The 22,437-nt window shown below is 65.2% G+C and carries 26 protein-coding genes and 1 pseudogene; 9 read left to right on the top strand and 18 right to left on the bottom strand.

The annotated features are described in order from the left end of the window. Positions 1-9: 9 nt before the first annotated feature. Both ubiU and ubiT read right to left on the bottom strand, forming a co-directional pair. Positions 10-987, bottom strand: a complete 978-nt coding sequence (gene ubiU, locus E4K64_RS01145; RefSeq protein ID WP_167771774.1) for a ubiquinone anaerobic biosynthesis protein UbiU — start codon at positions 985-987, stop codon at positions 10-12. Next, a complete protein-coding gene (gene ubiT / locus E4K64_RS01140) occupies positions 987-1,532 on the bottom strand; it encodes a ubiquinone anaerobic biosynthesis accessory factor UbiT (RefSeq protein WP_135161774.1) in 546 nt (181 codons plus the stop codon). Before ubiT ends, ubiU begins: the two co-directional genes overlap by 1 nt. Positions 1,533-1,632: 100 nt before the next feature. Here ubiT and E4K64_RS01135 point away from each other — a divergent pair, with 100 nt between their 5' ends. Further along, the gene (locus E4K64_RS01135) at positions 1,633-3,162 is read left to right on the top strand and encodes a UbiD family decarboxylase (RefSeq protein WP_167771733.1); all 1,530 of its coding nucleotides are present in this window, start codon (positions 1,633-1,635) and stop codon (positions 3,160-3,162) included. Further along, complete coding sequence (locus tag E4K64_RS01130; protein WP_167771732.1) at positions 3,159-3,761, top strand: UbiX family flavin prenyltransferase; 603 nt, start codon at positions 3,159-3,161, stop codon at positions 3,759-3,761. The genes E4K64_RS01135 and E4K64_RS01130 overlap by 4 nt, the downstream gene beginning before the upstream one ends. Here the strand turns inward: E4K64_RS01130 and E4K64_RS41845 are convergent. From E4K64_RS41845 to dapA, 13 genes and pseudogenes are all read right to left on the bottom strand, one after another. Continuing rightward, positions 3,686-3,877 (bottom strand): annotated as a pseudogene (locus E4K64_RS41845) (hypothetical protein); the annotation flags it as partial. The gene E4K64_RS01130 and the pseudogene E4K64_RS41845 sit on opposite strands and share 76 nt — an antisense overlap. Before the next feature lie 291 nt (positions 3,878-4,168). Continuing rightward, the gene (locus E4K64_RS01125) at positions 4,169-5,107 is read right to left on the bottom strand and encodes a dihydrodipicolinate synthase family protein (protein ID WP_135161772.1); all 939 of its coding nucleotides are present in this window, start codon (positions 5,105-5,107) and stop codon (positions 4,169-4,171) included. A 6-nt stretch (positions 5,108-5,113) separates the two neighbouring features. After that, on the bottom strand, positions 5,114-5,914 hold the full coding sequence (locus E4K64_RS01120; RefSeq protein WP_135161771.1) for an amino acid ABC transporter ATP-binding protein: 801 nt from the start codon (positions 5,912-5,914) through the stop codon (positions 5,114-5,116). Further along, a complete protein-coding gene (locus tag E4K64_RS01115) occupies positions 5,911-6,642 on the bottom strand; it encodes an amino acid ABC transporter permease (RefSeq protein ID WP_135161770.1) in 732 nt (243 codons plus the stop codon). The genes E4K64_RS01120 and E4K64_RS01115 overlap by 4 nt, the downstream gene beginning before the upstream one ends. Positions 6,643-6,659: 17 nt before the next feature. Continuing rightward, the gene (locus tag E4K64_RS01110; RefSeq protein WP_135161769.1) at positions 6,660-7,496 is read right to left on the bottom strand and encodes an ABC transporter substrate-binding protein; all 837 of its coding nucleotides are present in this window, start codon (positions 7,494-7,496) and stop codon (positions 6,660-6,662) included. 123 nt (positions 7,497-7,619) lie between these two features. Further along, a complete protein-coding gene (locus E4K64_RS01105) occupies positions 7,620-7,922 on the bottom strand; it encodes a DUF4286 family protein (RefSeq protein WP_235884466.1) in 303 nt (100 codons plus the stop codon). An 11-nt stretch (positions 7,923-7,933) separates the two neighbouring features. Further along, a complete protein-coding gene (locus E4K64_RS01100; protein ID WP_135161767.1) occupies positions 7,934-8,887 on the bottom strand; it encodes a dihydrodipicolinate synthase family protein in 954 nt (317 codons plus the stop codon). Beyond that, the gene (locus E4K64_RS01095; RefSeq protein ID WP_135161766.1) at positions 8,884-9,315 is read right to left on the bottom strand and encodes a MaoC family dehydratase; all 432 of its coding nucleotides are present in this window, start codon (positions 9,313-9,315) and stop codon (positions 8,884-8,886) included. The genes E4K64_RS01100 and E4K64_RS01095 overlap by 4 nt, the downstream gene beginning before the upstream one ends. 3 nt (positions 9,316-9,318) lie before the next feature. Then, a complete protein-coding gene (locus tag E4K64_RS01090; RefSeq protein ID WP_135161765.1) occupies positions 9,319-9,726 on the bottom strand; it encodes a MaoC/PaaZ C-terminal domain-containing protein in 408 nt (135 codons plus the stop codon). Between the two features lie 11 nt (positions 9,727-9,737). Continuing rightward, entirely contained in the window at positions 9,738-10,607 is an 870-nt protein-coding gene (locus tag E4K64_RS01085) for an acyl-CoA dehydrogenase family protein (protein WP_235884462.1), read from the bottom strand. Beyond that, positions 10,601-10,900, bottom strand: coding sequence for an acyl-CoA dehydrogenase family protein (locus tag E4K64_RS41025; RefSeq protein ID WP_235884461.1), 300 nt, complete (start codon positions 10,898-10,900; stop codon positions 10,601-10,603). Before E4K64_RS41025 ends, E4K64_RS01085 begins: the two co-directional genes overlap by 7 nt. Then, positions 10,897-12,087, bottom strand: a complete 1,191-nt coding sequence (locus E4K64_RS01080; RefSeq protein ID WP_135161764.1) for a CaiB/BaiF CoA transferase family protein — start codon at positions 12,085-12,087, stop codon at positions 10,897-10,899. The genes E4K64_RS41025 and E4K64_RS01080 overlap by 4 nt, the downstream gene beginning before the upstream one ends. 14 nt (positions 12,088-12,101) lie before the next feature. After that, complete coding sequence (gene dapA, locus E4K64_RS01075; protein WP_167771773.1) at positions 12,102-13,010, bottom strand: 4-hydroxy-tetrahydrodipicolinate synthase; 909 nt, start codon at positions 13,008-13,010, stop codon at positions 12,102-12,104. 184 nt (positions 13,011-13,194) lie between these two features. Here dapA and E4K64_RS01070 point away from each other — a divergent pair, with 184 nt between their 5' ends. The 6 genes from E4K64_RS01070 to E4K64_RS01045 are packed head-to-tail and all read left to right on the top strand — an operon-like array spanning position 13,195 to position 18,796. After that, a complete protein-coding gene (locus E4K64_RS01070; protein ID WP_135161762.1) occupies positions 13,195-14,280 on the top strand; it encodes a LacI family DNA-binding transcriptional regulator in 1,086 nt (361 codons plus the stop codon). Between the two features lie 3 nt (positions 14,281-14,283). Further along, positions 14,284-14,652, top strand: coding sequence for a tautomerase family protein (locus tag E4K64_RS01065; RefSeq protein WP_135161761.1), 369 nt, complete (start codon positions 14,284-14,286; stop codon positions 14,650-14,652). A gap of 14 nt (positions 14,653-14,666) precedes the next feature. Next, complete coding sequence (locus tag E4K64_RS01060; RefSeq protein ID WP_135161760.1) at positions 14,667-15,809, top strand: acyl-CoA dehydrogenase family protein; 1,143 nt, start codon at positions 14,667-14,669, stop codon at positions 15,807-15,809. A gap of 16 nt (positions 15,810-15,825) precedes the next feature. Beyond that, positions 15,826-17,409, top strand: coding sequence for an acyl CoA:acetate/3-ketoacid CoA transferase (locus E4K64_RS01055; RefSeq protein WP_135161759.1), 1,584 nt, complete (start codon positions 15,826-15,828; stop codon positions 17,407-17,409). Between the two features lie 10 nt (positions 17,410-17,419). Further along, a complete protein-coding gene (locus E4K64_RS01050; protein ID WP_126255492.1) occupies positions 17,420-17,902 on the top strand; it encodes a MaoC family dehydratase in 483 nt (160 codons plus the stop codon). Positions 17,903-17,959: 57 nt separating this feature from the next. Continuing rightward, on the top strand, positions 17,960-18,796 hold the full coding sequence (locus tag E4K64_RS01045) for an ABC transporter substrate-binding protein (RefSeq protein WP_135161758.1): 837 nt from the start codon (positions 17,960-17,962) through the stop codon (positions 18,794-18,796). Positions 18,797-18,814: 18 nt separating this feature from the next. Here E4K64_RS01045 and E4K64_RS41020 read toward each other — a convergent pair whose 3' ends face one another. Then, complete coding sequence (locus E4K64_RS41020; RefSeq protein ID WP_488225965.1) at positions 18,815-19,189, bottom strand: Rieske 2Fe-2S domain-containing protein; 375 nt, start codon at positions 19,187-19,189, stop codon at positions 18,815-18,817. Between the two features lie 30 nt (positions 19,190-19,219). Here E4K64_RS41020 and E4K64_RS01035 point away from each other — a divergent pair, with 30 nt between their 5' ends. After that, positions 19,220-20,119, top strand: a complete 900-nt coding sequence (locus E4K64_RS01035; RefSeq protein WP_126255490.1) for a LysR substrate-binding domain-containing protein — start codon at positions 19,220-19,222, stop codon at positions 20,117-20,119. Between the two features lie 9 nt (positions 20,120-20,128). On the opposite strand, the gene E4K64_RS01030 is transcribed toward E4K64_RS01035, so the two are convergent. Then, on the bottom strand, positions 20,129-21,619 hold the full coding sequence (locus E4K64_RS01030) for an amidase (RefSeq protein WP_135161757.1): 1,491 nt from the start codon (positions 21,617-21,619) through the stop codon (positions 20,129-20,131). Between the two features lie 16 nt (positions 21,620-21,635). Further along, the gene (locus E4K64_RS01025; RefSeq protein ID WP_135161756.1) at positions 21,636-22,433 is read right to left on the bottom strand and encodes an FAD binding domain-containing protein; all 798 of its coding nucleotides are present in this window, start codon (positions 22,431-22,433) and stop codon (positions 21,636-21,638) included. Positions 22,434-22,437: the final 4 nt, after the last annotated feature.

The following is a 22,437-nucleotide window of genomic DNA, read 5'->3' as shown; positions in this document are numbered from 1 at the left end:
TCGAGAAGATCAACGCCAGGTCTTGCGATAGGCGCCGAGCGTGGAGGCCTGTCCTTCGGTGAACGGCTTCAGGCCCGCAATGTCCGTCTCGCTGCCGCTCTCGAGCGCCGCAAGCGCATGGCGGAAATGGCGCACCACGCTTTCGACATAGGCGCGGCCGCGCTGGCGGCCCTCGATCTTGAGCGCGGTCACGCCGGCATCGCGCAAACCCCTGAGCAGGGTCGTGGCGTCCAGGCTGACGGGATCTTCGAAAATGTAACCAGCGCCCTGTGCGGTCGAAAAACGGCCCTTGCACAGCGTCGGATAGCCGGCGGGCTCGCTCGTCCCGAACCGGTTGATGGTGAAGCCGCCGAGGCTGGACTTGGTCCCCTCCGCGGTCTGTTCGTAGGTCACATGGCTCGGCGGCGAGCAGACGCCCTGCATGTTCGGCGATTTGCCGGTGGCATAGGACGACAGCGAGCAGCGCCCCTCGGCCATCACGCAGAGGCCGCCGAACACGAAGACCTCGGTCTCGCAGGCCGACTCCCGGGTGATCTCGGCGATCTCCGGCACGCTCAGGACACGCGGCAGCACGACGCGCCGCGCCCCGAAATTTTCGGCATAGAAGGCGATGGCATCCGGATTCGCGGCCGCGGCCTGAACCGAGACGTGCAAACGCTGGTTCGGATGGCGCCGCGCCGTGTAGTCCATCAACCCGATGTCGGCGAGGATCAGTGCATCGGCTCCAGCACTCACCGCATCGTCCACGGCGCGATGCCAGATGTCGACGGCGGCGGCGCGCGGAAAGGTGTTGATGGCCACCAGGATCTTCGCGCCGCGACCATGCGCCAGCGCGATTGCCTTACGCAGCTCGTCGCGGCTGAAATTCAGCCCCGGAAAGTTGCGCGCGTTGGTCTCGTCGTTGAAGCCGCAATAGATCGCGTCGGCGCCGGCATCGATGGCGCTCTTCAGCGCCGCCGGCGTCCCGGCGGGACAGATCAGTTCCATCATCTCGATTGCTCGCTTTGCCCCGATGAGCCGATCACGTGACCCCGGGCGGCCTCGAAGGCGCGCCGCGCCGGCGCGCCCAGCGGGCCGAACAGCGAGGACAGTTCAATGGCGAGATCGAGCTGGGCGTCGTCGATCGCATTGCGCAGCGCCAGCACCGCCTCGACATCGCCCTCGACCACGAGCTCGCGCGAGAACATCAAGGCATCGCCATCGACCCTGCCCTCGAGCAGGGCCAGCAGATTGGCGAGCGAGGCCGAGATGCGCGCATCCAGACCCTTCGGCAGCTCGCGCACGACGGACAGGCGCGGCGGCTTCGCCTCGACCACGAAGGCAAAGGGCAGATCGATCGGCCTGATGCCGAACCGCGCGCGGGCGTGCGCGCCCAGCCGGTCGAATATTGCAGGGTTGCGCCGGTGGATGCCCCGCAGGACAGCGCCGAGAGCGAGCTGCAACGGCAGCAGAGGCAGCGGACGCATGGCCAATGCGACAAGCGGCGGAATCGTCGGCAACGGGCCGGACGATGCGGCGGACGGGTCATTCATGGCGTCACATCTGGACGGATTGCACGCCGCTGTATTTGAGCCGGAACAATGAAGACCAAAAACAGGCCCGCTAGCTGTGATTTTTTGGGAGCTGCTTCAGTTGCAACGTGATGTGCCGCGCTTTCGCGACCTGGCCGACTTCCTGCGCTTCATCGAAAGCCGGGGGCAGTTGCGACGCGTTCGCGAGAAGGTCTCCGTCGTCCACGAGATCACGGAAATCCACCGGCGTGTGCTCGGGGCACACGGACCGGCATTATTGTTCGAGCAGCCCGTCAAGGCCGACGGCCGCCCCTCGGAGATGCCGCTCCTCGCCAATCTGTTTGGAACGGTCGAGCGGATCGCGTGGGGCATGGGGATCGCGCCCGACCGCCTTGAAGAGCTCGGCCAGCTGATGGCCGAGTTGCGCGCGCCGCGACCGCCGAACAGCATCAGGGAAGCCTTCGGCAAGCTTCCGCTCGCCCGCGCCGCGCTGGCGACGCGCCCGCGCACGCGCGCGGCTGCCCCGGTGCAGGATTGCGTCGCGATGGGCCCCGACATCGATCTCGCGAGATTGCCGGTGCAGATCTGCTGGCCCGGCGAGCCGGCGCCGCTGATCACCTGGCCGCTCGTGATCACCGTGCCGCCGGACTCCGCCACGGCCGACCAGGAGGAGAATGTGGGCGTCTACCGCATGCAGGTGCTCGGTCGCGACCGCGCCATCATCCGCTGGCTTGCGCATCGCGGCGGCGCCCGCCATCACCAGCAATGGAAGGCGGTCGGGCGCGATATGCCGGTCGCGATCGTCATCGGAGCCGATCCAGCCACCATCCTGGCCGCGGTGCTGCCGCTGCCCGAGACCATGTCGGAGCTGCGCTTCGCCGGAATCCTGCGCGGCGAACGGCCCGACCTCGCGCCATGCCTCACCGTCCCGCTCGCGATCCCGGCCGAGGCCGAAATCGTCATCGAGGGCTTCGTCTCCGCCACCGAGACCGCGCCCGAGGGTCCGTATGGCGATCACACCGGGTATTACAATTCCGTCGAGGAATTTCCCGTGATGCGCGTGACCGCGATCACCAACAGGCGGCAGCCCGTCTATCTCTCGACCTTCACGGGCCGGGCGCCGGACGAGCCGTCGCGGATCGGCGAGGCGCTCAATCGCCTGTTCGTGCCGCTGATCCGTCAGCAATTCCCCGAGGTGACCGACTGCTGGCTGCCGCCGGAGGCCTGCTCCTATCGCATCGCGGTCGCGGCGATCAAGAAGCGCTATCCCGGCCAGGCGCGGCGGCTGATGCTCGGCCTGTGGTCGATCCTGCCGCAGTTCAGCTACACCAAGCTCCTGATCGTGGTCGACGACGACATCGACGTCCGCGACTGGCAGGCCGTGATGTGGGCGGTCTCGACGCGCAGCGACGCCTCGCGCGATCTCGTGACCCTGACCGATACGCCGATCGACTATCTCGACTTCGCCTCGCCGAAATCGGGGCTCGGCGGCAAGCTCGGCATCGACGCCACTACCAAGATTCCCCCCGAGATGGATCGCGAATGGGGCGTTCCGCTGACCATGGATCCCGCCGTGATCGCCCGTGTCGATGCGATGTGGTCGAATCTCGGCCTTTCCGGCATGCCCGTGCGCGCGCCGGTTCTCACATGAGCAAGCGGCAAGGCCTCATCGTCGGCATCAGCGGCGCCTCGGGCGCCGCGATCGGCATGCGTATCGTCGAGCTGCTGGCGGACAATCCGCACTATGCGGTGCACCTCGTGGTCTCGCCCGCGGCCGAGCGTACGCTGAGCGAGGAAGTGGGGAGCGATGCGCTGGCGCGGCTGCGCGCGATCGCCTTCCGCCATCATCCTCATTCGGACGTCGGCGCCGCGATCGCCAGCGGCTCGTATCCGGTCGCGGGCATGATCGTCGCCCCCTGCTCGATCCGTACGCTCTCGGCCATCGCCTGGGGGCAGCTCGACAACCTCCTGACGCGCGCGGCCGACGTGCAGCTCAAGGAGCGGCGCCCGCTGGTGTTGCTGGTCCGCGAGAGCCCGCTGCATCTCGGCCATTTGCGCAGCATGCTGCAGGCAACCGAGATCGGCGCGATCATTGCCCCGCCCATGATGCGAAGGTCGGGATGGCCCTTCGGCTTCTCCCGGCGGATCCGGTCGGCCAGGTTCTTGCTGTGCGCGATGGCGGCACCGTCGCTGACAAGGTCCAGTCCGGATCTATCCCGGACGGGCACGCCGTCCTTCATGTCGAAATAGTATGTGGGCATGAACTCATTTCCGCGTTCCACACGCGGCTCGGTTGACGTCATCGTCCCGGAAAAATGGGAGCTGCCGAGGCTCGGGGGCGGCCGCAGCGACCTGGAAAACCGCATCATAATGAGCCAGCGGGGTCAAATCTTGACCCGGATCAAACCTGGAAAAATCAGGCAGGGGTCCCAGAAGCGCCCGCCTGTTCTGGCGGTATCATGACAGGGGCTTGATGCCGTCGCATGTCATCTGACAGCGCAGACCAAGCTGCGCGATCACGGCGCCTGGCGCCGTCACGCGGCGACCGGCTTGCTTTCTCCGCTGCGCTTGCCGAGCAATGGCGCGAACTGCTCGGACGTGACCGTTTCGTTTGCGATCAACAGGTCAACGCCGGCGTCGAGGTTGCCCGCCGAGGCCTAGAGCGCTCCGGCGATCCGCAGTGCCTGTTGGAGCGCCTGCAACTCGCCTGGTGTCACCGGTGGCTGCGGCGGTCGTACTGCATCGCATGAAAGACGCGCGAGCAGCTTCAGGCAGGCCTTGAGCCGCACTGTTGCCCGTCCCCCGGGCGCATCGCGGTAGATCGCGACCGCAAGCGGATAAAGCTTCGCGTGCGCCGCACGCGCCTGCTCCCAGTCGCCGGCCTCCGCCGCGTTCCAGAGAGTAACGACAAGCTCCGGCACGACGCAGGCAAGGCTGACTTGGCTACCGGCCGAGCCGACGAGATAGCTCGTCAGCAAATGCTCGTCGCCGGAGCCAAGCACGACGAACTCAGGGCGTAGCTTGCGGATCAGCCTCAGGTTCTGCTCATAAGTTGCGACCTCCCAACTGCCCTCCTTGATCGCGACAAAGCGAGAATCCGCGACGAGCCGTTCCAGCAGCGACGGCACATAAGCCATGGCCCCCGCACCAACGGGCGCGGCGTAGAGCATCAACGGCACGGTCGTGGCATCGCGGATATGGCGGTGATGCTCGATGACACAGTCGTCGGAATGACCGAGCGCCCAGCTGTTCGGAGGAAACACAAGAAGCCCGTCGGCGCCGGCCTGTTCCAGTGCGGTCGCCTCGCGCGCGGCCTCCAGGCTGGATTCGTGATTGACGCCGGAGACGATCAGGCAGTTCTTCGGCGCGTGCTCACGCGCCAGCTCCACCACGCGCCGTTTCTCGGCCAGCGACAGCACAAAATTCTCCCCGGCGTGGCCGTTGACCAGGAGCCCATTGATGCCCGGCGTGGACGCGACCGAAGCGAGATGCGCTACGAGCTTCGCATCGTCAATCGCAAAATCGGGCGTCATCGGCACGATTGTGGCGGCATGGATGCCGCGCAGGCGATCGCCGAATGTCTGCAACCCCGACATCGCTACCTAGTGGATGATCTGGTCGAGGAAGGTCCTGGCACGCTCGGACTTTGGATTCTTGAAGAACTCCTCCGGCGCGGCCTGCTCGACCACCTTCCCTTCGTTCATGAACACGATGCGGTCGGCGACCTCGCGGGCAAAGCCCATCTCGTGGGTCACGCACAACATGGTCATGCCCTCTTCCGCCAGCTTCTTCATGGTCTCCAGCACTTCCTTGACCATCTCGGGGTCGAGCGCGGAGGTCGGCTCGTCGAACAGCATGATCTTCGGCCGCATGCACAGCGCGCGTGCGATGGCGACGCGCTGCTGCTGGCCACCCGAGAGCTGCCCGGGGAATTTCTCGGCCTGGTCGGGAATCCGGACCTTGGTGAGGAAATGCATGGCGAGGTCCTTTGCCTCCGCCTCGCTCATCCCACTCACGGTCATCGGCGCCAGGATGCAGTTCTCCAGCACCGTCATATGCGGAAACAGATTAAAGCTCTGGAACACCATGCCGGTGTCGCGTCTGACCGCGTCGATGTTCTTGCGCTGATGATCGAGCTCGATGCCATTGACGTAGATCAGGCCCTCATCGTGCTTCTCGATATGGTTGATGCAGCGAATGAGCGTCGACTTGCCCGAACCGGAGGGACCGCAGACCACGATCTTCTCGCCCCTGGCGACCTTGAGATCGACCTCGTTCAACGCGGTGAAATCGCCATAATGCTTGTAGACGGCCTCCATGCGAACCGCTGGCACCTCACGAAGCTGCGGCTGCGCCGCTGCGCCATCGGCACCGCTGGCCGTATTCATTGACATCTCGCTCATGCGCGGGCCCCCACGCCTGCTTGCGCAACCGGCGCGCTCGCCGCGACCCGCCTCGTCTTCGCAGCATTCGACCGACCAAAATGCTTCTCCAGCCGGCGCTGAACCGCATCCCAGACCGAAGTGAGGATCAGGTAATAGGCCGTGGCCGCCGCGTAGACTTCGAGAATCTGGAAATGCTCCTGCATCAGCATGTCGCTGCGACGCATGAGCTCCTCGACCGAGATCACCGAGGCGAGCGACGTCGCCTTCAAGAGCGAATTGATGGAGTTGCCGAGCGGCGGGATCATCAGCCGGAACGCCTGCGGCAGGGTCACGCGGCGGAATGTCACCCAGGGCGATAGGCTGAGCGCCCAGGCCGCTTCGCGCTGCCCCGCCGACACCGCCATGAAGCCGCTGCGCACGATCTCGGCGAGATAGGCCGCCTCGTTGAGGATGAGCCCGACCAGCGCGCAGGTGATCACGGAGAACTTGATCCCGAGCTGCGGCAAGCCGCTGTAGATCACCACGAGCTGGATCAGCAGCGGCGTGCCGCGGAAGAACCAGATGTAGAAGCGCGAGAAGCCTGACAGCACCGGGTTGGACGACATGCGCATCAACGCGATGCCCATGCCGAGGATCAATCCGCCGATGACAGCCGCCACCGTCAGGCCGATGGTGACCAGCACACCCTTCATCAGGAAGTAGTTGAAGAAGTAGTTGACGGCGGCCGTCGGACTGAAATGGCTCATCGGCTCGTCTCCGTATCTCAGGCCGGACCGGGGCCGGCGATCGCAAGCGGCTGATCGGCCGGCATGGCGGTCAGGCCGAACTTGTCGAACAGCGCCTGATAAAAGCCGTCGGCCCGCATCGCGTTCAGCGCCTTGACGACGGTATCGGCCACCGTCTTGTTGCGGAAACCGAGCGTGGTCCTGGCCATGCCGAGCCCGCTCAGGACTTCCTTGACGCGACCGCGGCCTACTAGATCACGCGCTACGCTGTCGACCAGCAGCGCGTTGTCCACCTGCCCCGCAAGAAGCGCGCTGACGACGTTGGTCGCGGTCGGGAACGTGCGCATCTCGACGGCTGCGCCACCCTTCGCCACGCTCGCATCGCTGAGTTTCTTGAGCCAGTTCATCTGGTAGCTGCTGACTTCGACCGCGGATGATTTTCCGATCAGGTCGTTTTCGGTAGCAATTTTTGTGCCGCTGTCGGGTGCGACCACGACCGAGATCGCCTGAATGGCGTATGGCACCATGTACATCAGCTTCGAGCGTTCCTCGGTCCAGAACATGCCGGTATTGACGCCGTCGATGCGCGCTGCGCCCAAGGCAGGAATCATGGCCGGAAAATCCATCCGGACGAGTTCGACCGGAAGACACAACCGCTTGCCGAGCTCGGCGGCCAGTTCCACGTTGAGGCCCTGCAACTGGCCGTCCTTGTCGACGAATTGCTGCGGCGGATTGGTCGGATTGATCGAGAGCTGCAGCTTGCCCGGTGCGATCAGATCGCTGTCGGCGATCGCGGGCGTGCAGGCGGCATGTGCAGCAGCCGATGAAAGAACGAGTGCGGCAGCGGCACCCAAGCGAAGCAGTGTCGAGACCATGTATTACCTCCAGTAAGACGCCAATGATCGATGCAGTTCCTCGCCCCGGGATTCCCCTCGACATTTCGTGGATGCGGTCGGCCGGATCTCGCGACACGGCAGGCAGCATCGTCTTCGATCTGCTCAAGCCGGTCCCGACATCGGCCTGAGCTGGATGCGCATGAAGTTCTTCACCAGGGATTCGAACGGACCAAAGCCCTTCACCTTCAGGAACTCCGGCGTCTCGAATGCCCACCTGCCCGCGACCTCGTACATGGCGGCATATTTCGGCCCGTCGCCCACCGAGACGAAGCGCTCGGCCGAGAGCCAGCCGGGACAAGCGAGCAGATCGGGAAAATGCTTCTGCTCGTACCAGGCGTTGAACGCAGCCTCGTGCTCAGGATCGATGTCGACCCGCACGATGTGGATGAAGGCTTGGTCCGGCATGAGCTCGTTCCTCATGCCACGCGAATATTGCCGGCCGCGCGCTCCGCGCCGACTGTCGTTGCAATGGCGTCGCACAACGCCGGAAGCACAGGCAGCAGCGGCGGCCGTGGATCGGCGTTGCGGATCAGGCCGAGCGCCTTCAGCCCGACCTTCATGCGCGTGTGCATGTCCATGATCGGTGCAGGGCCATAGACCGCGCGGACGATCGGGTAGAGCCGCTCGTTGACGGCGCGCATCGCCTTGAGATCGTCGGCCAGCGCGGCCTGCCAAAGTTCTGCGAACAGATGCGGTGCAAGACTGACGAGACCCGAGAGTATGCCGTCGCCACCGACGGCCAGCTGCGGCAGGAACCAGTTGAAGTTCGACGGCAGGATCGCGACAGAGGGATCGGCCTGCTTCACCGCTCGCCGGTTCTCGTCATAGGCCAGCATGGTGTCGCTGCCCTCCTTGATGGCGATGACGCTGTCGAGGGCTGCGATCTTCGCCAGCGTCTCCGGCGAATAACCGAAGCCGGACGCGAGTGGATATTGGAAGATCGACACGGGAATGCCGATGGCGGAGCTGACCGCCTGCACGAAGGCCACCGGTGCGCGCGAGGTCACCGATGCACCGCCGCCGAGCGGCGCCGGCGGAAACAACACGGCGCAATCGGCGCCGGCAGCTTCCGCGAGCTGCGCCTGGTGGATCGCTTCCGCCGTGGAATGCGCGATGATGCCGGCCAATAGCGGCTTGCCGCCGATCCGCCTGCGCGTCCGCTCGATCACCGCCTGACGTTCGTCGTCCGAAAGCGATCCGCCCTCGCCGGCATGGCCGTTGACGAACACCGCCGCGATGCCGTCCGGGCACGCGCAATAGTCCAGCACGCGGGCGTAGCCGTCCCAGTCGATCGAACTGTCGCCTCTGAAGGGCAGTACGGTCGCGACCGTGACGCCGCGCAAATCCGGTTTCTTCATCGGCTTGCTCATGACGGTTTCCGCCGCGGGAATTTCAGGCTCGCCCGTGCCTTCAGCACTTCGAGGCCGCCCTCGTTGCGCGCGCTGGCTTCCCAAATGATCGTGCGGGTCTCGTCGCGCTGCTCGGCGATCCAGACATCGAAGGTGAGCGTGTCGCCGTAGAACACGGGACCGGTGAACCAGAACCGGTCCTCCACCGACACGCCGATGGTGCCGACCAACTCGCTGGTGAGAATGCTGGTACAGAGGCCCGCGACCATGATCCCCGGCGCCAGCCTGCGGCCAAAACGCGTCGCGCCGGCATAGACCTCGTCGACATGGACCGGGCCGAAATCGCCGGTCGCGGCGATGTAGAGCGCACCATCCGCCTCGGTGATGGTCTTGCTCAGGCTGACCCTGTCATTCACCTTGAGATCGTCGAAGGACTTCGGCTCGTACATGGCTCAGCCCCGTGCGAAGGGAACGAGCGTTGCGGTGCCGTCGATCACCGTCGCGCCGGAGGGCGACAGCGTGCAGGTGACGCGACAGGTCGCCTCGTCGCCTGCAACCGAGACGATCTCGGCCCTTGCCTCGACGGAATCGCCGACAATCACGGGCGCGGCAAAGTTCAGCGCAATGCTGCCGATCCGCCGTGTCGGCCCGCCGAGCTGGCTGAGGCAGGTGGTGGCGAGGCCGCCGACCGCGAGCTCGAACGCGACCATGTTGGAGGCGCCCGCCTTTTTGGCTCGGACGGCATCGACATAGAGACCGCCGAGATTGCCGCTGATGCCGGTGAACATCGCCTGCTCGGCGACCGTCATGGTCTTGCGGAAGGCGAAGGCAGCGCCGGGCTTGAGAGGTGCGTGAGACATCGATCGCTTCCCTAGAGCTGCAAGCCGTTCTTGATGGTGCTGCGCGCAACCAGCATGCGGTGGATTTCCGAGGTGCCGTCATAGATGCGGGTGACGCGCGCATCGCGATACATCCGCTCCAGCGGCAGGTCCTTGCTGAACCCCATGCCGCCGAACACCTGGATGGCGCGGTCGACGACGCGGCCCTGCATCTCGGACGCCGCGACCTTAATCATCGAGACCTTGTCGCGCGCGTCCCGGCCCTGATCGATGTCCCAGGCAGCGTTCATCACCATCATCTTGACGCCGAAGATCTCGGTGGCGGAATCGGCGATCAGCTTCTGCACCATCTGGAACTCGCCGATCAGCTGGCCGAACTGACGCCGCTCGCCGGCATGCCTGCGCATCATCTCCAGCGCGCGCTGCGCCATGCCGACGGCGCGGGCGCCGATATGGGCGAGCCGGATCTGCAGCACGCTCTGCATGATCAGCTTGAAGCCGGCGCCGACCTCGCCGAGCACGGCCGCTTTCGGGATGCGGCAATCCTCGAAGCTCAGCTCGGCATGGCCATAGCCGCGATGGCCCATCATCGGCTGGGTGCGTGCGACCTTGAAGCCGGGCGTGCCGCGGTCGACCAGGAACAGCGTGATGCCGCCGCGGGCGCGCTTGTCCTTGTCGGTCAGCGCCATCAGGATCACATAGTCGGCGATGTCGCCATCGCTGATGAAATGCTTGGTGCCGTTGAGCACCCATTCGTCGCCATCGAGATGCGCCCTCGTGCTGATCGACGCGGCATCGGAGCCGGCGCCCGGCTCGGTGATCGCCATGGCGCAGATCTTGTCGCCCTTCACCGTGGGCAGCAGGTAGCGCTCGACCTGATCGCCCTTGCAGGCCATCAGCATCGGATGACCTGGCCGAACACGCGGCGAATCAGCGCGTCGGAGGTCTTGCCGAACTCTTCCTCGACCAGGCAATGCTCCACGCAGGACAGCCCGCCGCCGCCGACATCCGCCGGCATGTTCATGGCGTAGAGGCCGAGCTTCTGCGCCTTGGCCTTGGTGACGGCCAGCGCCTCGGCCGGCACCGTAGCCGTCTGCTCCACGACGTCTTCGAGCGGCTGCACCTCCGTCTCGACGAAACGGCGGACGGTGTCGACCAGGAGGCGCGTCTCCTCGGGGACAGAAAAATCGATCATCGCGCCACTCCCACGGCCTTGCCGGCGACCATCGCGTCGATCTCCGCGGCACCGTAGCCGATCTCGCCAAGCACCTCCCGCGTCTGCGCACCCAGCCGTTGCGGCACCAGCCGCACCTCCGGCGTCTGGCCGTCGTAGCGGGCGGGATGCGCGACCATCCGGATCGGCGCGCCCCCTGCGCTCTCGGCGCTCTTGAACACGCCGAGATGGTTGAGCTGGGGATCGGTCTCGAGGTCACGATAGTCCTGCACTGGCGCGTGCCAGATCCGCGCCGCTTCAAGCGAAGGCAACCAATCGGCGGTCGACTTCTGTTTCAGCCTGCCAGCAACGATCCGCGTGATCTCCTCGCGTTTCGAGAAACTGTCGGCCTCCCCGAACTGCTCCAACTCCTCGCAGTCGAGCCCCACTGCGAGCGCCTTGGGTGCGGCCATCGAGATCGCGAGATGACCGTCGGCCGTCGCATGAATTCCGTAAGGCCCCGGGCTGAACCACGCTGCGATGCCGGCCGGGCCGCGCGAGGTCGGCGACGGCGCGCCGTTGAGCCAGGCGGTCAGCGGCTCGACCTGGAGATCGAGCGCAGCCTGATAGAGGTTGACCTCGACGAGTTGGCCCTTCCCGGTCTTGGTTCTAGCAAACAGCGCTGCAAGGATGCTCATGGCATAGAGCGAGGCGGCGTGCTGATCGACGATGACAGCGCCGACCGCCGTCGGCTCACCGTCCGCCCGCCCCGTCCGCATCGCAAGGCCCGACATCGCCTGGAGCAAGAGGTCCTGGCCGGGACGATCCCTGTACGGCCCCCCCGATCCGAAGCCGGTCGCCACGGCATAGATCAAGCCCGGGTTGATCGCCTTGAGCGTCTCGTAACCGAGACCGAGCTTGGCCATGGTGCCGGGGCGGAAATTCTCCATCACGACATCGGCCGTCGCGACCAGCTTCTTTACCGCGGCAATGCCATCGGGATGCTTGAGATCGACGGCGAGACTGCGCTTGTTTCGGCCGGTCGCCAGATGATTGACGCTGTCGCCTGCGACGAAATGGTTGGCGACCGCCCAGTTGCGCTGAAACGCACCCTCGATCGGCTCGACCGCGATGACGTCGGCGCCGAGATCGGCGAGCGTCTGCGCGGCCAACGGGCCCGCAAGATAATGATTGAAGCTGAGGATCTTGACGCCGTCGAGCAGGTTCATCCGTTCACACCCAATTAAGCAGCAGCACCCGGCGCGCCGCGCCACGCCAGATCGAACGTCTTGACCAAAGCGCGCGCGACCGCATCCTGCGCGGCAGGCAGCGGCAGCCGCGGCGGGCGCGGATTGCCGGCTGCAAAGCCCATATGACTGAGCAGCGCCTTGCTGCCCGCGACATAGGCCTGGCCGCCGACGAATTCGATCACCGGCAGGTATTTGAGATAGAGCTCGCGCGCTTCCTTGATCGCGCCGTGGTCAGCGACAAGGCTGAAGATGCGGGACATTTCCGCCGGGACCACGTTGGAGGCCACGGCCACCCAGCCCTGCGCGCCCTCGACGAAGGATTCGAAGCCGAGGATGCCGCCGAACACCGTCATCCTGTCGCCGCAGAGGCGGATGATGTCGCGCACGCGCGTCACCTCCAGCGTCGACTCCTTGATATAGAGACAGTTGTCGATCTCGGCGATCCGAGCCACGAGCTGTGGCTTGAGATCGACATTGGCGGTTGCCGGATTGTTGTAGACCATGATCGGCAGCGCGATCGCGTCGGCCACCGTCCTGTAGTGATGGACAAGCTCGTCGTCGGTCGGCGTCGAATAGAACGGCGGGATGATCATCACACCGTCGGCGCCCAGTTTTTCGGCACGGCGACTGAGACGCACCACCTCACGCGTATCCTCCGCACCAGTACCGATCAGCACGGGCACGCGCCCCGCCGCCTGGGTGATGACGACCTCTGCCACCAGCGCCTTCTCGTCATCCTCCATGGACAGGAACTCGCCGGTCGAGCCAAGCGGGATCAGTCCGTGAATGCCCTCCGTGATCTGCCAATCGACGAAGGCGCGCAATGCCGCAACATCGACCTCGCCCGCTGCCGTAAACGGGGTGATCATGACGGTGTAGGTGCCGCGGAACGCCTTCATCAGGGAACTGCCGGGTGCTCGGGTGAATTCAAGCGATGACCGCCGCCTGCGGAATATCCGCACGATTTATGCAATCGTTTGCATAAATGGCTCTGCATTGGGCAACACCATCCATTTTTTGAGCTTGATCCGCGTAGAATAAGCTCATAGCGTTTCTGCAATCGTTTGCAGTTTATCGGCAGGTTGGATGAGCGTCACGCTCAAAGATGTGGCACAGGCGGCTCGTGTTTCAGTCAGCACCGCTTCGCGAGCGCTAACGGGAACCGGCCTGACCAGCGATCGTACGCAGCAGCGCCTGGTGCGCATCGCGCGCGAGCTCGGCTATCGGCCGAACCCGATCGCACGGGGCCTCAAGACCGGGCAGTCGCGGCTCGTGGCTCTTCTCGTCCACAATCTCACCAACGCCTCGTTCCAGGTGATGGCCGAAGTGGTGCAGGCACGCCTGAAGGCGCTGGGTTATCAGATGCTCCTGTGCATCGGCGGCGACGACCCGCAGCAGGAGAGCGACACCCTCACCACGCTGGTCGACCACCGCATCGACGGGCTGATCGTGGTGCCCACGGGCAAAAATGGCGCGCAGCTCAAGACACTTGCGAAGGACGTGCCCATCGTCTGCCTGGTGCGGCGCGATGACGCGACCGATCTCGAGACTGTGCTCGCCGACGATCCGCAGGGCGCTTATCTGGGCACGCGTCATCTGATCGAGCTCGGGCACACGCGCATCGGGCTGATCGTCGGCCGCCAGGACACGACGTCCGGCCGCGAACGGCTGTCCGGTTATGTCCGCGCGCTGCGTGAGGCCGGCATCGCCAGGGACGACACATTGATTCATGCCGGCCACTACGTGCCCGAGACCGGCGCGAGCTGCTGCCGCAAGCTGCTCGACCTTTCCCGCCCGCCGAGCGCGATCTTCGTCGCCAATCACGAAGCGACGCTCGGCGTGCTGCGCGTCACCGCGGAACGGAACATCGCCATTCCCGATGATCTCTCGCTGCTCTGCTACGAGGACATGCCGTGGTTCGAATGGCATCGCCCGGCCATCAGCATCGTCGACAACGGCGCACGGGACCTTGCCAATCTCGCCGTCGACCGGCTGCTGCATCGCATGGACGCCAAAGGCAATGGCAGTGAGGGTGTTCGCGAGTATCGCGTCGGCGCCCGGCTGATCAAGCGAGACTCTTGCCGTCAGGTCGACACTCCGGCCCCTGCGAGATCGGCGAAGCCCAAATCGTCTTCATCCAAATCATCTGCGGCCAAATCCGCGAAGGCCTGATCGATGCCCTACGTCGAAGTGCTCGCCCCGCAAGCTCCCTCCCAGCGCAAGGCGGCGCTGGCGCGGTCCGTGACCGACGGCCTGATGTCGGCCTTCGGCGTCACCGCTGATACGGTCACGCTCTATTTCCTGCCCATTGCGCCTGATGACTACGCCCACGCCGGCACGTTCGGCGCTCAGGCCACCGGCCAGCGCATCCTGCTCAAGGTCCACGCCTTCCGCCGCAGTGAGGCCGAGCGGCGCGCGGCCGCCATCGCGCTGACCCGCGGCGTGTGTAGCGCCTATGGCGTGCCGGGCGACGACGTCGCGGTCTATTTCCTCGATCGCGACCGCAGCGAAGTCTCCCACGATTCCAAGCTCGCCAGCGACTGACGGGAGCCGCACCCATGGACCGCTTCTACAGCCAAGACCAGAAAGCCCTGCGCGAGACCGCCCGGCGCTTCGCCGAAGCGGAGATTCTGCCCCGCGCCGCAGCGATCGACCGCGAGGACCGCTTCGATCGCACGCTCTACAAGGGCATGGCCGATCTCGGCCTGTTCGGCATCTGTCTGCGCGAAGGCGCGGGCGGCGCCGGTCTCGATGCGGTCGCTGCCTGCATCGCGATGGAGGAGCTGGCGCGCTGCTCCGGCGCAGTCGCCAACGCCTTCGCGATCCCCGTCGAGGCTGTGCTGTTCTTCGATCATCATGGCACCGACGCGCATAAGGCGCTGATCCCGAAGATCCTGAGCGGCGACATCATTCCCGCCACCGCGGTCTCCGAACCCGACCACGGCTCCGACGTCGCGGGCATCCGCACCAGCGCGGTGCGCGAGGGCAATGGCTGGCGGCTCAACGGCACCAAGGCCTGGGTGACTCTCGGCGGCGTCGCCGATCGCATCATGGTGTTCGCGCGCACCGGCGCGGATGCTGGCCAACGCGCCATCTCCTGTCTTCTCGTGGACGGCGCCCTGCCCGGCATCGCCCGCGGCAAGAACGAGGAGCTGCTCGGCATGCATGGCCTCGACGACTGCCAGATCACGTTCTCCGACGTGCGGCTGCCGGCCGACAGCGTGATGGGTCCGGAGAACCAGGCCTTCAAGATGGCCATGAGCAATTTCAACTTCAGCCGGCTGATGATGGCCTCGATGGCGCTCGGCATGGCGCAGGCTGCGTTCGAGGATGCCACCGCATACGCAAAGGACCGCAAGCAGTTCGGCCAGGCCATCATCGGCTTCCAGGCGGTGCAGTTCATGCTCGCGGACATGTCGACCGACATCGCCGCCGCGCGCCTTTTGATCCACCACGCCGCGCGCCTGCACGATGCCGGCGAGCCGATCGCCAAGGAGGCGGCGCAGGCCAAGCTGTTTACCACCGACATGGCGATGAAGCACGTCTCGAACGCGCTGCAAATCCACGGCGGCAACGGCTATTCGCGCGAGTACCGCATCGAGCGCATCTTCCGCGATGTCCGCCTCGCCCAGATCTACGAGGGTACCAACCAGATCCAGCGCTTGATCATCGCCCGCCAGGTCGAGAAGGAGGCCGCGTGATGCGGGAAGCGCACTCATGCTGAGCATCATCACTGCGGCAGAGGCCGCCGGTCTCATCCGCGACACCGATACGCTGATCGTCGGCGGTAATGGCGGCACGGGCGCTGCCGAGGCCATCCTCGACGCGCTGGAACGGCGTTTTCTCGGCGGCCAGGGCCCGCACAATCTGACGCTGATCAACATCACCGGTATCGGCGCCGTGACCGAGAAGGGTCTCTGTCATCTGGCCCATGAAGGCCTGATCGCGCGCGTGATCGGCGGTAATTTCGGCCTGCAGGTGCCGTTCATGCGCCTCGTTCGTGACGAGCTGATCGACGCCTACAATTTCCCGCAAGGCGTGATGAGCCAGCTCTGCCGTGCCATGGCCGCCAAACATCCCGGCGTGCTCACCCATGTCGGCCTCAACACCTACATGGACCCGCGCCAGGATGGCGGGCGCATGAACAAGCGCACCACCGCGCCGCTCGTCGACCTGCTCGAGCTGCACGGCCAGTCGTGGCTGCTCTACCGCGTCCCTGGTCCGCCTGACGTTGCCATCATCCGCGGCACCTCCGCAGATGAAGATGGTTACATCAGCATGGAGCACGAGGGCACCACGCGCGAGGATCTCTCGATCGCGCAAGCTGTGCACAATGCCGGCGGCACCGTGATCTGCCAGGTCAAGCGCATCGTGAAGCGCGGATCGATCCATCCGCAGATGGTGAAGATCCCTGGCTTCCTGATCGACCACGTCGTGCTCGAGCCCGAGCAGATGCAGACCTACGGCACGATTTACGATCCCGCGCGCTGCGGCGAGACGCGCGTGCCGGAGGCGATGATCACGCCCGATCCGCTGACCGAACGGCGGGTGATCGCCCGCCGCGCTGCCTTCGAATTGCGCCCGCGTGACGTCGTCAATCTCGGTGTCGGCATTTCCGCGATGATCCCCAATGTCGCGGCCGAGGAAGGCATCTCCGACCTGATCACGCTGACGGTGGAGTCCGGTGTGGTCGGCGGCGTACCCGGTCACGCCCGGGAGTTCGGCACAGCGATCAATCCGCGCGTCATCCTCGATCAGGCTTATCAGTTCGACTTCTACGATGGCGGCGGACTGTCCTGCGCCTTCCTCTCCTTCGCCGAGGTCGACGAGGCGGGCAACGTCAACGTCACCCGCTTCGGCGAGCGCCGCGACGGCTCCGGCGGCTTCATCGACATCACCCAGAACGCCAAGCGCCTGATCTTCAGCGGCACCATGACCGGCGGAAAGTTCGACATCGGCGTCGAGAACGGTCGCCTCGCGATCCGGCGCGACGGTGCGTTCCGCAAGTTCGTTTCGCAGGTCGGCCAGATCAGCTTCAGTGCGTCACTCGCGGCGCAGCGAGGCCAGCAGGTGAGCTACGTGACCGAGCGCGCCGTGTTCGAGCTCGAGAACGGCAGCGTGACGCTCACCGAGATCGCGCCGGGCGTTCGGCTGGAAGAGGATATCCTCGCCCATATGGGCTTCAGGCCGCGCATCAGCCCGCAATTGAAGGACATGGACCCGCGCATCTTCCGCTCCGGACCGATGGGGATCGCGCAAAGTTTCAAAGCCCTGCCAGCGCGACCGCGCAAGGTCGCCTGAGGACATACCCATGGACACCTCCGCATCGACCAATCTCCACTATGAGGACATCGCGCTCGGCGCGGAGTTCGAGACCGCCGTGCACACAGTGACGGAAGCCGACATCGCGGCCTTTGCCGACGTCACACGCGATCACCACCCGCTTCACGTCGATTCAGCTTACGCGAGGTCGCGTGGCTTTCCCGCCGTGATCGGCCACGGCCTGTTCGGCCTGTCGCTGATGGAAGGGCTGAAGTCGGAGCTGAAGCTGTACGAGGAGACCTCGGTGGCCTCGCTCGGCTGGGACGAGGTGAAGTTCAGAGGTCCCATCCTCGCCGGCGATACCGTGCGTGTCCGTTTCCGCTTCGTCGAGAAACACCGGACCAAAAATCCCGCGCGCGGCATCGTCGTCGAGACGCTCGATCTCCTTAACCAGCGCGACGAGGTGGTGACCGCGGCCCGCCACGTTTCGCTGATCCTGACCCGGCAAGCCGACGCGACGGCCGCCACATGACGAGACAATGAAGAAGAATTCGGACCGAGCCACCCACGATTTGATCGGAGTATTCAGATGCGATTTCCAAAGATCTTCTCCGCGCTCGCTCTTCTGGTCGGCCTGGCCCAGGCGGCCGGCGCCCAGACCTGCACGCCGAAAGTGCCGGCATCGAGCCTGATCGAGGCGCCGAAATGGCAGATGTCGATCAACCCGACGCTGCCGCCACAGCAATTCGTCGACGACAAGGGCGAGCTGCAAGGGCTCAATGTCGAACTTGCCAGGGAGATCGCCAAGCGCATCTGCGTCGAACCGGTGTTCCTCCGCATGGACTTCCCGCCGATGATCCCGGCACTCCGCTCCGGCCGCTTCGATGCCATCAACACCGGCCTGTTCTGGACGGAGGAGCGCTCCAAGATGCTTTACCTTGTGCCTTACGCGCAGCAAGCGATCAGCATCTACACCGATCCATCCTCCAGCCTGAAGCTGGAGAAGTTCGAGGATCTCGCCGGCCGCGTCGTGGGCGTGGAATCGGCGACCTACACCGAGCGCAAGGCCCGCGAATTCAGCACTGCGATGGAAGCCAAGGGCCTCAAGCCGGTCGAGCTGCGCACCTTCGCCACGGTGACCGCGACCTCGGCGGCGCTGCGTGCCGGCCAGCTCGAAGCCGCGCTCAACATCAACGAGACCGCCAACTCGCTGGAGCAGAAGGGCATCGCAAAGATCTGGGTCCGCGACATCGCCGGCACCGACATCACCTTCGCCTTCCGCGACAAGCTGCTCGCCCAGGCCGTCGCCGACGCACTAACCGCGATCCGCGCCGACGGCACCTATGACAAGCTGTTCGACAAGTTCGGCATGACCAAGCTGAAGGCCATCACCTTTGCCATCCGCGGCGACGGGCCGACAAACTAAGAGCACACAACTCGGTCATCAATCACGCTGAACGAAAACCGCGAAAACAACCCCATGCAAAGCAGAATGCCCTTGTTTCAAAAGGCAAATTTCTGAAGACAAATTGCGTAATTCATCCCTTTGCCTCGTCGGGCAAAACAGCGGCACGATGTCATCATTGCATCGGCTGTGTGCCGCCCCCTCACGACCTGCTCTGTCGTGACGCGCACCGGATAGCCGCAACGGTGGGCTCGGCCAGCCCGAGCTGATCGGCCCATCGCGCAAATCGAATGATGCCGCATGGCGTGGACAGAACCGCCGTCCCGCCGCAACATGCCCTCGGCCAAGATCCGCCTGTTCGTGAGGGCATGCGCGTTCGCATGCGGTGTCCTCGCCGGGCGCTAGCATGGAAATTGCATAAATTCTGGGCGAAACGGGCGCCTCATGAACCTTATCAGTCTCGACATCCGCATGCTTCGGTCATTGATCTCGGTCGTCGAGACCGGCAGCATCACGGAGACGGCACGCCGGCTGGGCCGCACCCAGCCGGCAATCACCCTGCAGCTACAGCGCCTGGAGGAACTGACAGCCAAGCAGCTCTTCCTGCACGGGGGACGTCGGCTGACGCTGACCGAGGATGGCTCCATGGTTCTGACCTACGCCAAATCCATCCTGCGGTTGCATGACGAATTGATCTCGCAACTCGCGTCGCAGGAGATCGAGGGTCAGGTCGTGCTTGGCACGCCTGACCTCTATGCAGCCTTCATGCTGCCGTCGATTCTGAGCGTGTTCCGTAAGTCCTTTCCGCGCATCCAGGTCGAACTCAACTGTGCGTTGTCCACCCCTCTGGTCGGCCTGGTAAAACGCGGCGATGTCGACATCGCCCTTGTCACCCGCATGAACGATTTCACCGGTGGACAGGTGGTGCGGCGCGAACAGCTCGTCTGGATGACCGGCGAGCAATCTGCCGCGTATCAGGAGAGGCCCATCCCGCTCGCCCTGCTACCACCGGGCAACATCTATCGCGACTATGCGATCGATACTTTGGAGCGCGCGAACCTGCGCTGGCGCATCGCCTGCGTCAGCGAAAGCGTGGGCGGATTGCAGGCTGCCGCCTTTGCCGGTATGGCCGTGACCGTGCTCGGCCGTAGCGCGCTGGTGCCGGCGATGCGAGAGATCGGCCTTAACGAAGGCCTGCCGCCGCTGCCGAAGGTCGAACTGCTGCTCTACAAGTCCAGCGGCGCGACCTCGAAGGCGGCCACCGCGCTGCACGACTATCTCGCGCACTATTTGCGCCTCGACGAAGAGCTCAGTGGACGCGGTGTTCCGATCGAGCTCTCTTGAGCGCGCAGCTTACGTTTTCGCCCGCGCGCGTCCCTCCTCCCGCAGCGCCAGCGGCGGCCAGAACTTTGACCAGGGTTGGGCCTGCTCGAAGGCGGCAGCGATGCGGAAGATCGTGGGTTCGTCGAGCCAGGGCGCGACGATCTGAAGGCCGATCGGCATTCCATCGCGGTCGAAGCCGCAGGGCAGCGTCGCCGCCGGAAGACCGGCGAGATTGATCGGCCAGGTGAATGGCGACCAGCCGAGATGCGGATCGACCTTGCTGCCATCGATCGTGCCGACGCCGATCCGGCCGGCCTCGAACGCGGTCACCGCGACCGTCGGTGTCACCAGCGCATCGACGCGTTCGAACAGTTTTACGAAAGCGCCGCGCGCCTGGCCGCGCCGGTAGCCGGCTTCGATATAATCCGTACCGCTATAGCGCCGTCCGGCTGTGACGACGTCACGGTAGTCGGCCTCTGAGCTTGCGAGATCGGCCGTGGACTTGGTCGCCACTGCCGCCGCCTGTTCGGTGAAGGCAATCGGCTTTAGCGTATGCTCCAGAATGCCGGGATCGAGGCCCGGCCCATCCATGGTGACCTGCGCGCCACAGGCGTCGAGAATGGCGAGCGCCTTGCCAAACGCCGCACGCACGTCCGGATTGACAGCGGCGTAGCCGAGATCGACGCTGGCGCCGATGCGGATGCCGTTGAGTGATGCAGCGTTGGTATCGAAGCGACGCGCGGACACAGGCAGGCTCGCGGGATCGCGCAGATCGTAACCGGCGATGATCTCCAGCGTCAGCGCCGCATCCGCGACCGTACGCGTGATCGGACCGGTGTGTGCAAGCGAGGCCCAGGACGGCGGCGAGAAGCCGGGCGAGCGCGGCACCAGACCGAACGTCGGTTTGAGCCCGAACACACCGCAGAAGGACGAGGGTACACGGATCGAGCCGACGCCGTCCGTACCGATTGCGATCGGGCCGCAGCCAGCCGCCACGCCTGCCGCCGCGCCGCCGCTCGATCCACCGCTGGTGCGGCCGGGATTCCAGGGGTTTCGCGTCGTGCCAGTGACCGGGCTGTCGGCCGTCAGCTTGTAGCCGGACTCGCAGGTCGTGGTCTTGCAGGTGATGATCGCGCCGGAGGCCTTCAGCGCAGAGACCACAGCGGCATCGGCCTCGGGCACGAAGCTCTTGTTCATGGGCGAGCCGCCATAGGCCGGCACGCCCGCGACGAAGACGAGATCCTTGATCGTGACAGGCACGCCGGCGAGCGGTCCCTTGGCCTCGCCTGCACGCATCTGCTTGGTGAGACGATCGGCCTCCGCCCTCGCCTGATCATACATCGGCGTCACCACCGCGTTGTAGGCCTCGTTGGTCGCCTCCAGCGCGGCAATGGTGTCGTCGACCACATCGCGCGGCGTGAACGCCTTGCGCCGGTAGCCGGCCATGATCTCGGTTGCAGAAAGTGCTCCAAGGCCAGTCGGCGCCGGCGGGAAGGCCGTTCGGCCGGAACTATCAGTCATCATCAACCCTGAAGAGCTAGCTGAGCGCCGCGTCGACGGCGCGCTTGGCCATGACCGTGACGAGATGCGCCCGGTAATCGGCTTCGGCATGAATGTCGGAGGTCAGACCGTCGGTGTCGATCTTGATCGCTGCGATGGCCGAGGGATCGAAATTGGACGACAGCGCGGCTTCCATCGGCGGCACGCGGAACACGCCCGGGCCCGCACCTGTCACGGCGACGCGGACGCCATCGGCGACTTGCGCAACGAACACGCCGACCAGTGCATAGCGCGACGCCGGCGCCTTGAATTTTGCGTAGCCTGCCTTGAGCGGTACGGGAAAGCGGATCGCCGTGATGATCTCGCCGGGCCCAAGCGCGGTCTCGAACAGGCCGAGGAAGAACTTGTCGGCCGCGATCTCGCGCATGCTGGTGACGATGGTGGCACCGAGACCGAGCACGCCGGCGGGATAGTCCGCCGCTGGATCGTTGTTGGCGACGGAGCCACCGATGGTACCGCGGCTGCGCACCGCCGGATCGCCTATCATCGAGGCCAGCGCGGCGAGCCCCGGGATTTTCGTCTGGACCAGCTTGGAGGCGGCGACCACCGCATGCGGAGTCATTGCGCCAATCGTGATCGTCGCGCCGCCATCGGTGATGCCCTTCAGCGACCCGAGCTTCGACAGATCGACCAGCGCGACGGGGCTCGCCAGCCGCTGCTTCAGCGTCGAGATCAGCGTCATGCCGCCGGCGACGAGCTTGCTGTCCTCGATCGAGGTCAGCAGCCTGGCCGCATCGGGAATCTGGTCAGGCTGGTGATAGGCAAACGGTTTCATTGCT

Source organism: Bradyrhizobium frederickii (assembly GCF_004570865.1).
Classification (GTDB): Bacteria; Pseudomonadota; Alphaproteobacteria; order Rhizobiales; family Xanthobacteraceae; genus Bradyrhizobium; species Bradyrhizobium frederickii.
The sequence above is the reverse complement of the archived record's forward strand: the minus strand, read 5'-3'. Positions and strand labels throughout refer to the sequence as shown.

Bases quoted from the DNA above. Each gene is read 5' to 3' on its own strand.
- ubiU (WP_167771774.1), bottom strand. From the start codon at position 987: ATGGAACTGATCTGTCCCGCCGGGACGCCGGCGGCGCTGAAGAGCGCC.
- E4K64_RS01085 (WP_235884462.1), bottom strand. From the start codon at position 10,607: ATGCTGATGGCCTGCAAGGGCGATCAGGTCGAGCGCTACCTGCTGCCC.
- E4K64_RS01050 (WP_126255492.1), top strand. From the start codon at position 17,420: ATGGACACCTCCGCATCGACCAATCTCCACTATGAGGACATCGCGCTC.
- E4K64_RS01100 (WP_135161767.1), bottom strand. From the start codon at position 8,887: ATGAGCAAGCCGATGAAGAAACCGGATTTGCGCGGCGTCACGGTCGCG.
- E4K64_RS01045 (WP_135161758.1), top strand. From the start codon at position 17,960: ATGCGATTTCCAAAGATCTTCTCCGCGCTCGCTCTTCTGGTCGGCCTG.
- E4K64_RS01060 (WP_135161760.1), top strand. From the start codon at position 14,667: ATGGACCGCTTCTACAGCCAAGACCAGAAAGCCCTGCGCGAGACCGCC.
- E4K64_RS01105 (WP_235884466.1), bottom strand. From the start codon at position 7,922: ATGCCGGACCAAGCCTTCATCCACATCGTGCGGGTCGACATCGATCCT.
- ubiT (WP_135161774.1), bottom strand. From the start codon at position 1,532: ATGAATGACCCGTCCGCCGCATCGTCCGGCCCGTTGCCGACGATTCCG.
- E4K64_RS01030 (WP_135161757.1), bottom strand. From the start codon at position 21,619: ATGACTGATAGTTCCGGCCGAACGGCCTTCCCGCCGGCGCCGACTGGC.
- E4K64_RS01115 (WP_135161770.1), bottom strand. From the start codon at position 6,642: ATGAGCCATTTCAGTCCGACGGCCGCCGTCAACTACTTCTTCAACTAC.
- E4K64_RS01035 (WP_126255490.1), top strand. From the start codon at position 19,220: ATGAACCTTATCAGTCTCGACATCCGCATGCTTCGGTCATTGATCTCG.
- E4K64_RS01055 (WP_135161759.1), top strand. From the start codon at position 15,826: ATGCTGAGCATCATCACTGCGGCAGAGGCCGCCGGTCTCATCCGCGAC.
- E4K64_RS01065 (WP_135161761.1), top strand. From the start codon at position 14,284: ATGCCCTACGTCGAAGTGCTCGCCCCGCAAGCTCCCTCCCAGCGCAAG.
- E4K64_RS01120 (WP_135161771.1), bottom strand. From the start codon at position 5,914: ATGAGCGAGATGTCAATGAATACGGCCAGCGGTGCCGATGGCGCAGCG.
- E4K64_RS01110 (WP_135161769.1), bottom strand. From the start codon at position 7,496: ATGGTCTCGACACTGCTTCGCTTGGGTGCCGCTGCCGCACTCGTTCTT.
- E4K64_RS01130 (WP_167771732.1), top strand. From the start codon at position 3,159: ATGAGCAAGCGGCAAGGCCTCATCGTCGGCATCAGCGGCGCCTCGGGC.
- E4K64_RS01095 (WP_135161766.1), bottom strand. From the start codon at position 9,315: ATGTACGAGCCGAAGTCCTTCGACGATCTCAAGGTGAATGACAGGGTC.
- E4K64_RS01080 (WP_135161764.1), bottom strand. From the start codon at position 12,087: ATGAACCTGCTCGACGGCGTCAAGATCCTCAGCTTCAATCATTATCTT.
- E4K64_RS01025 (WP_135161756.1), bottom strand. From the start codon at position 22,433: ATGAAACCGTTTGCCTATCACCAGCCTGACCAGATTCCCGATGCGGCC.
- E4K64_RS01125 (WP_135161772.1), bottom strand. From the start codon at position 5,107: ATGTCGGGGTTGCAGACATTCGGCGATCGCCTGCGCGGCATCCATGCC.
- E4K64_RS01070 (WP_135161762.1), top strand. From the start codon at position 13,195: ATGAGCGTCACGCTCAAAGATGTGGCACAGGCGGCTCGTGTTTCAGTC.
- E4K64_RS01090 (WP_135161765.1), bottom strand. From the start codon at position 9,726: ATGTCTCACGCACCTCTCAAGCCCGGCGCTGCCTTCGCCTTCCGCAAG.
- E4K64_RS41025 (WP_235884461.1), bottom strand. From the start codon at position 10,900: ATGATCGATTTTTCTGTCCCCGAGGAGACGCGCCTCCTGGTCGACACC.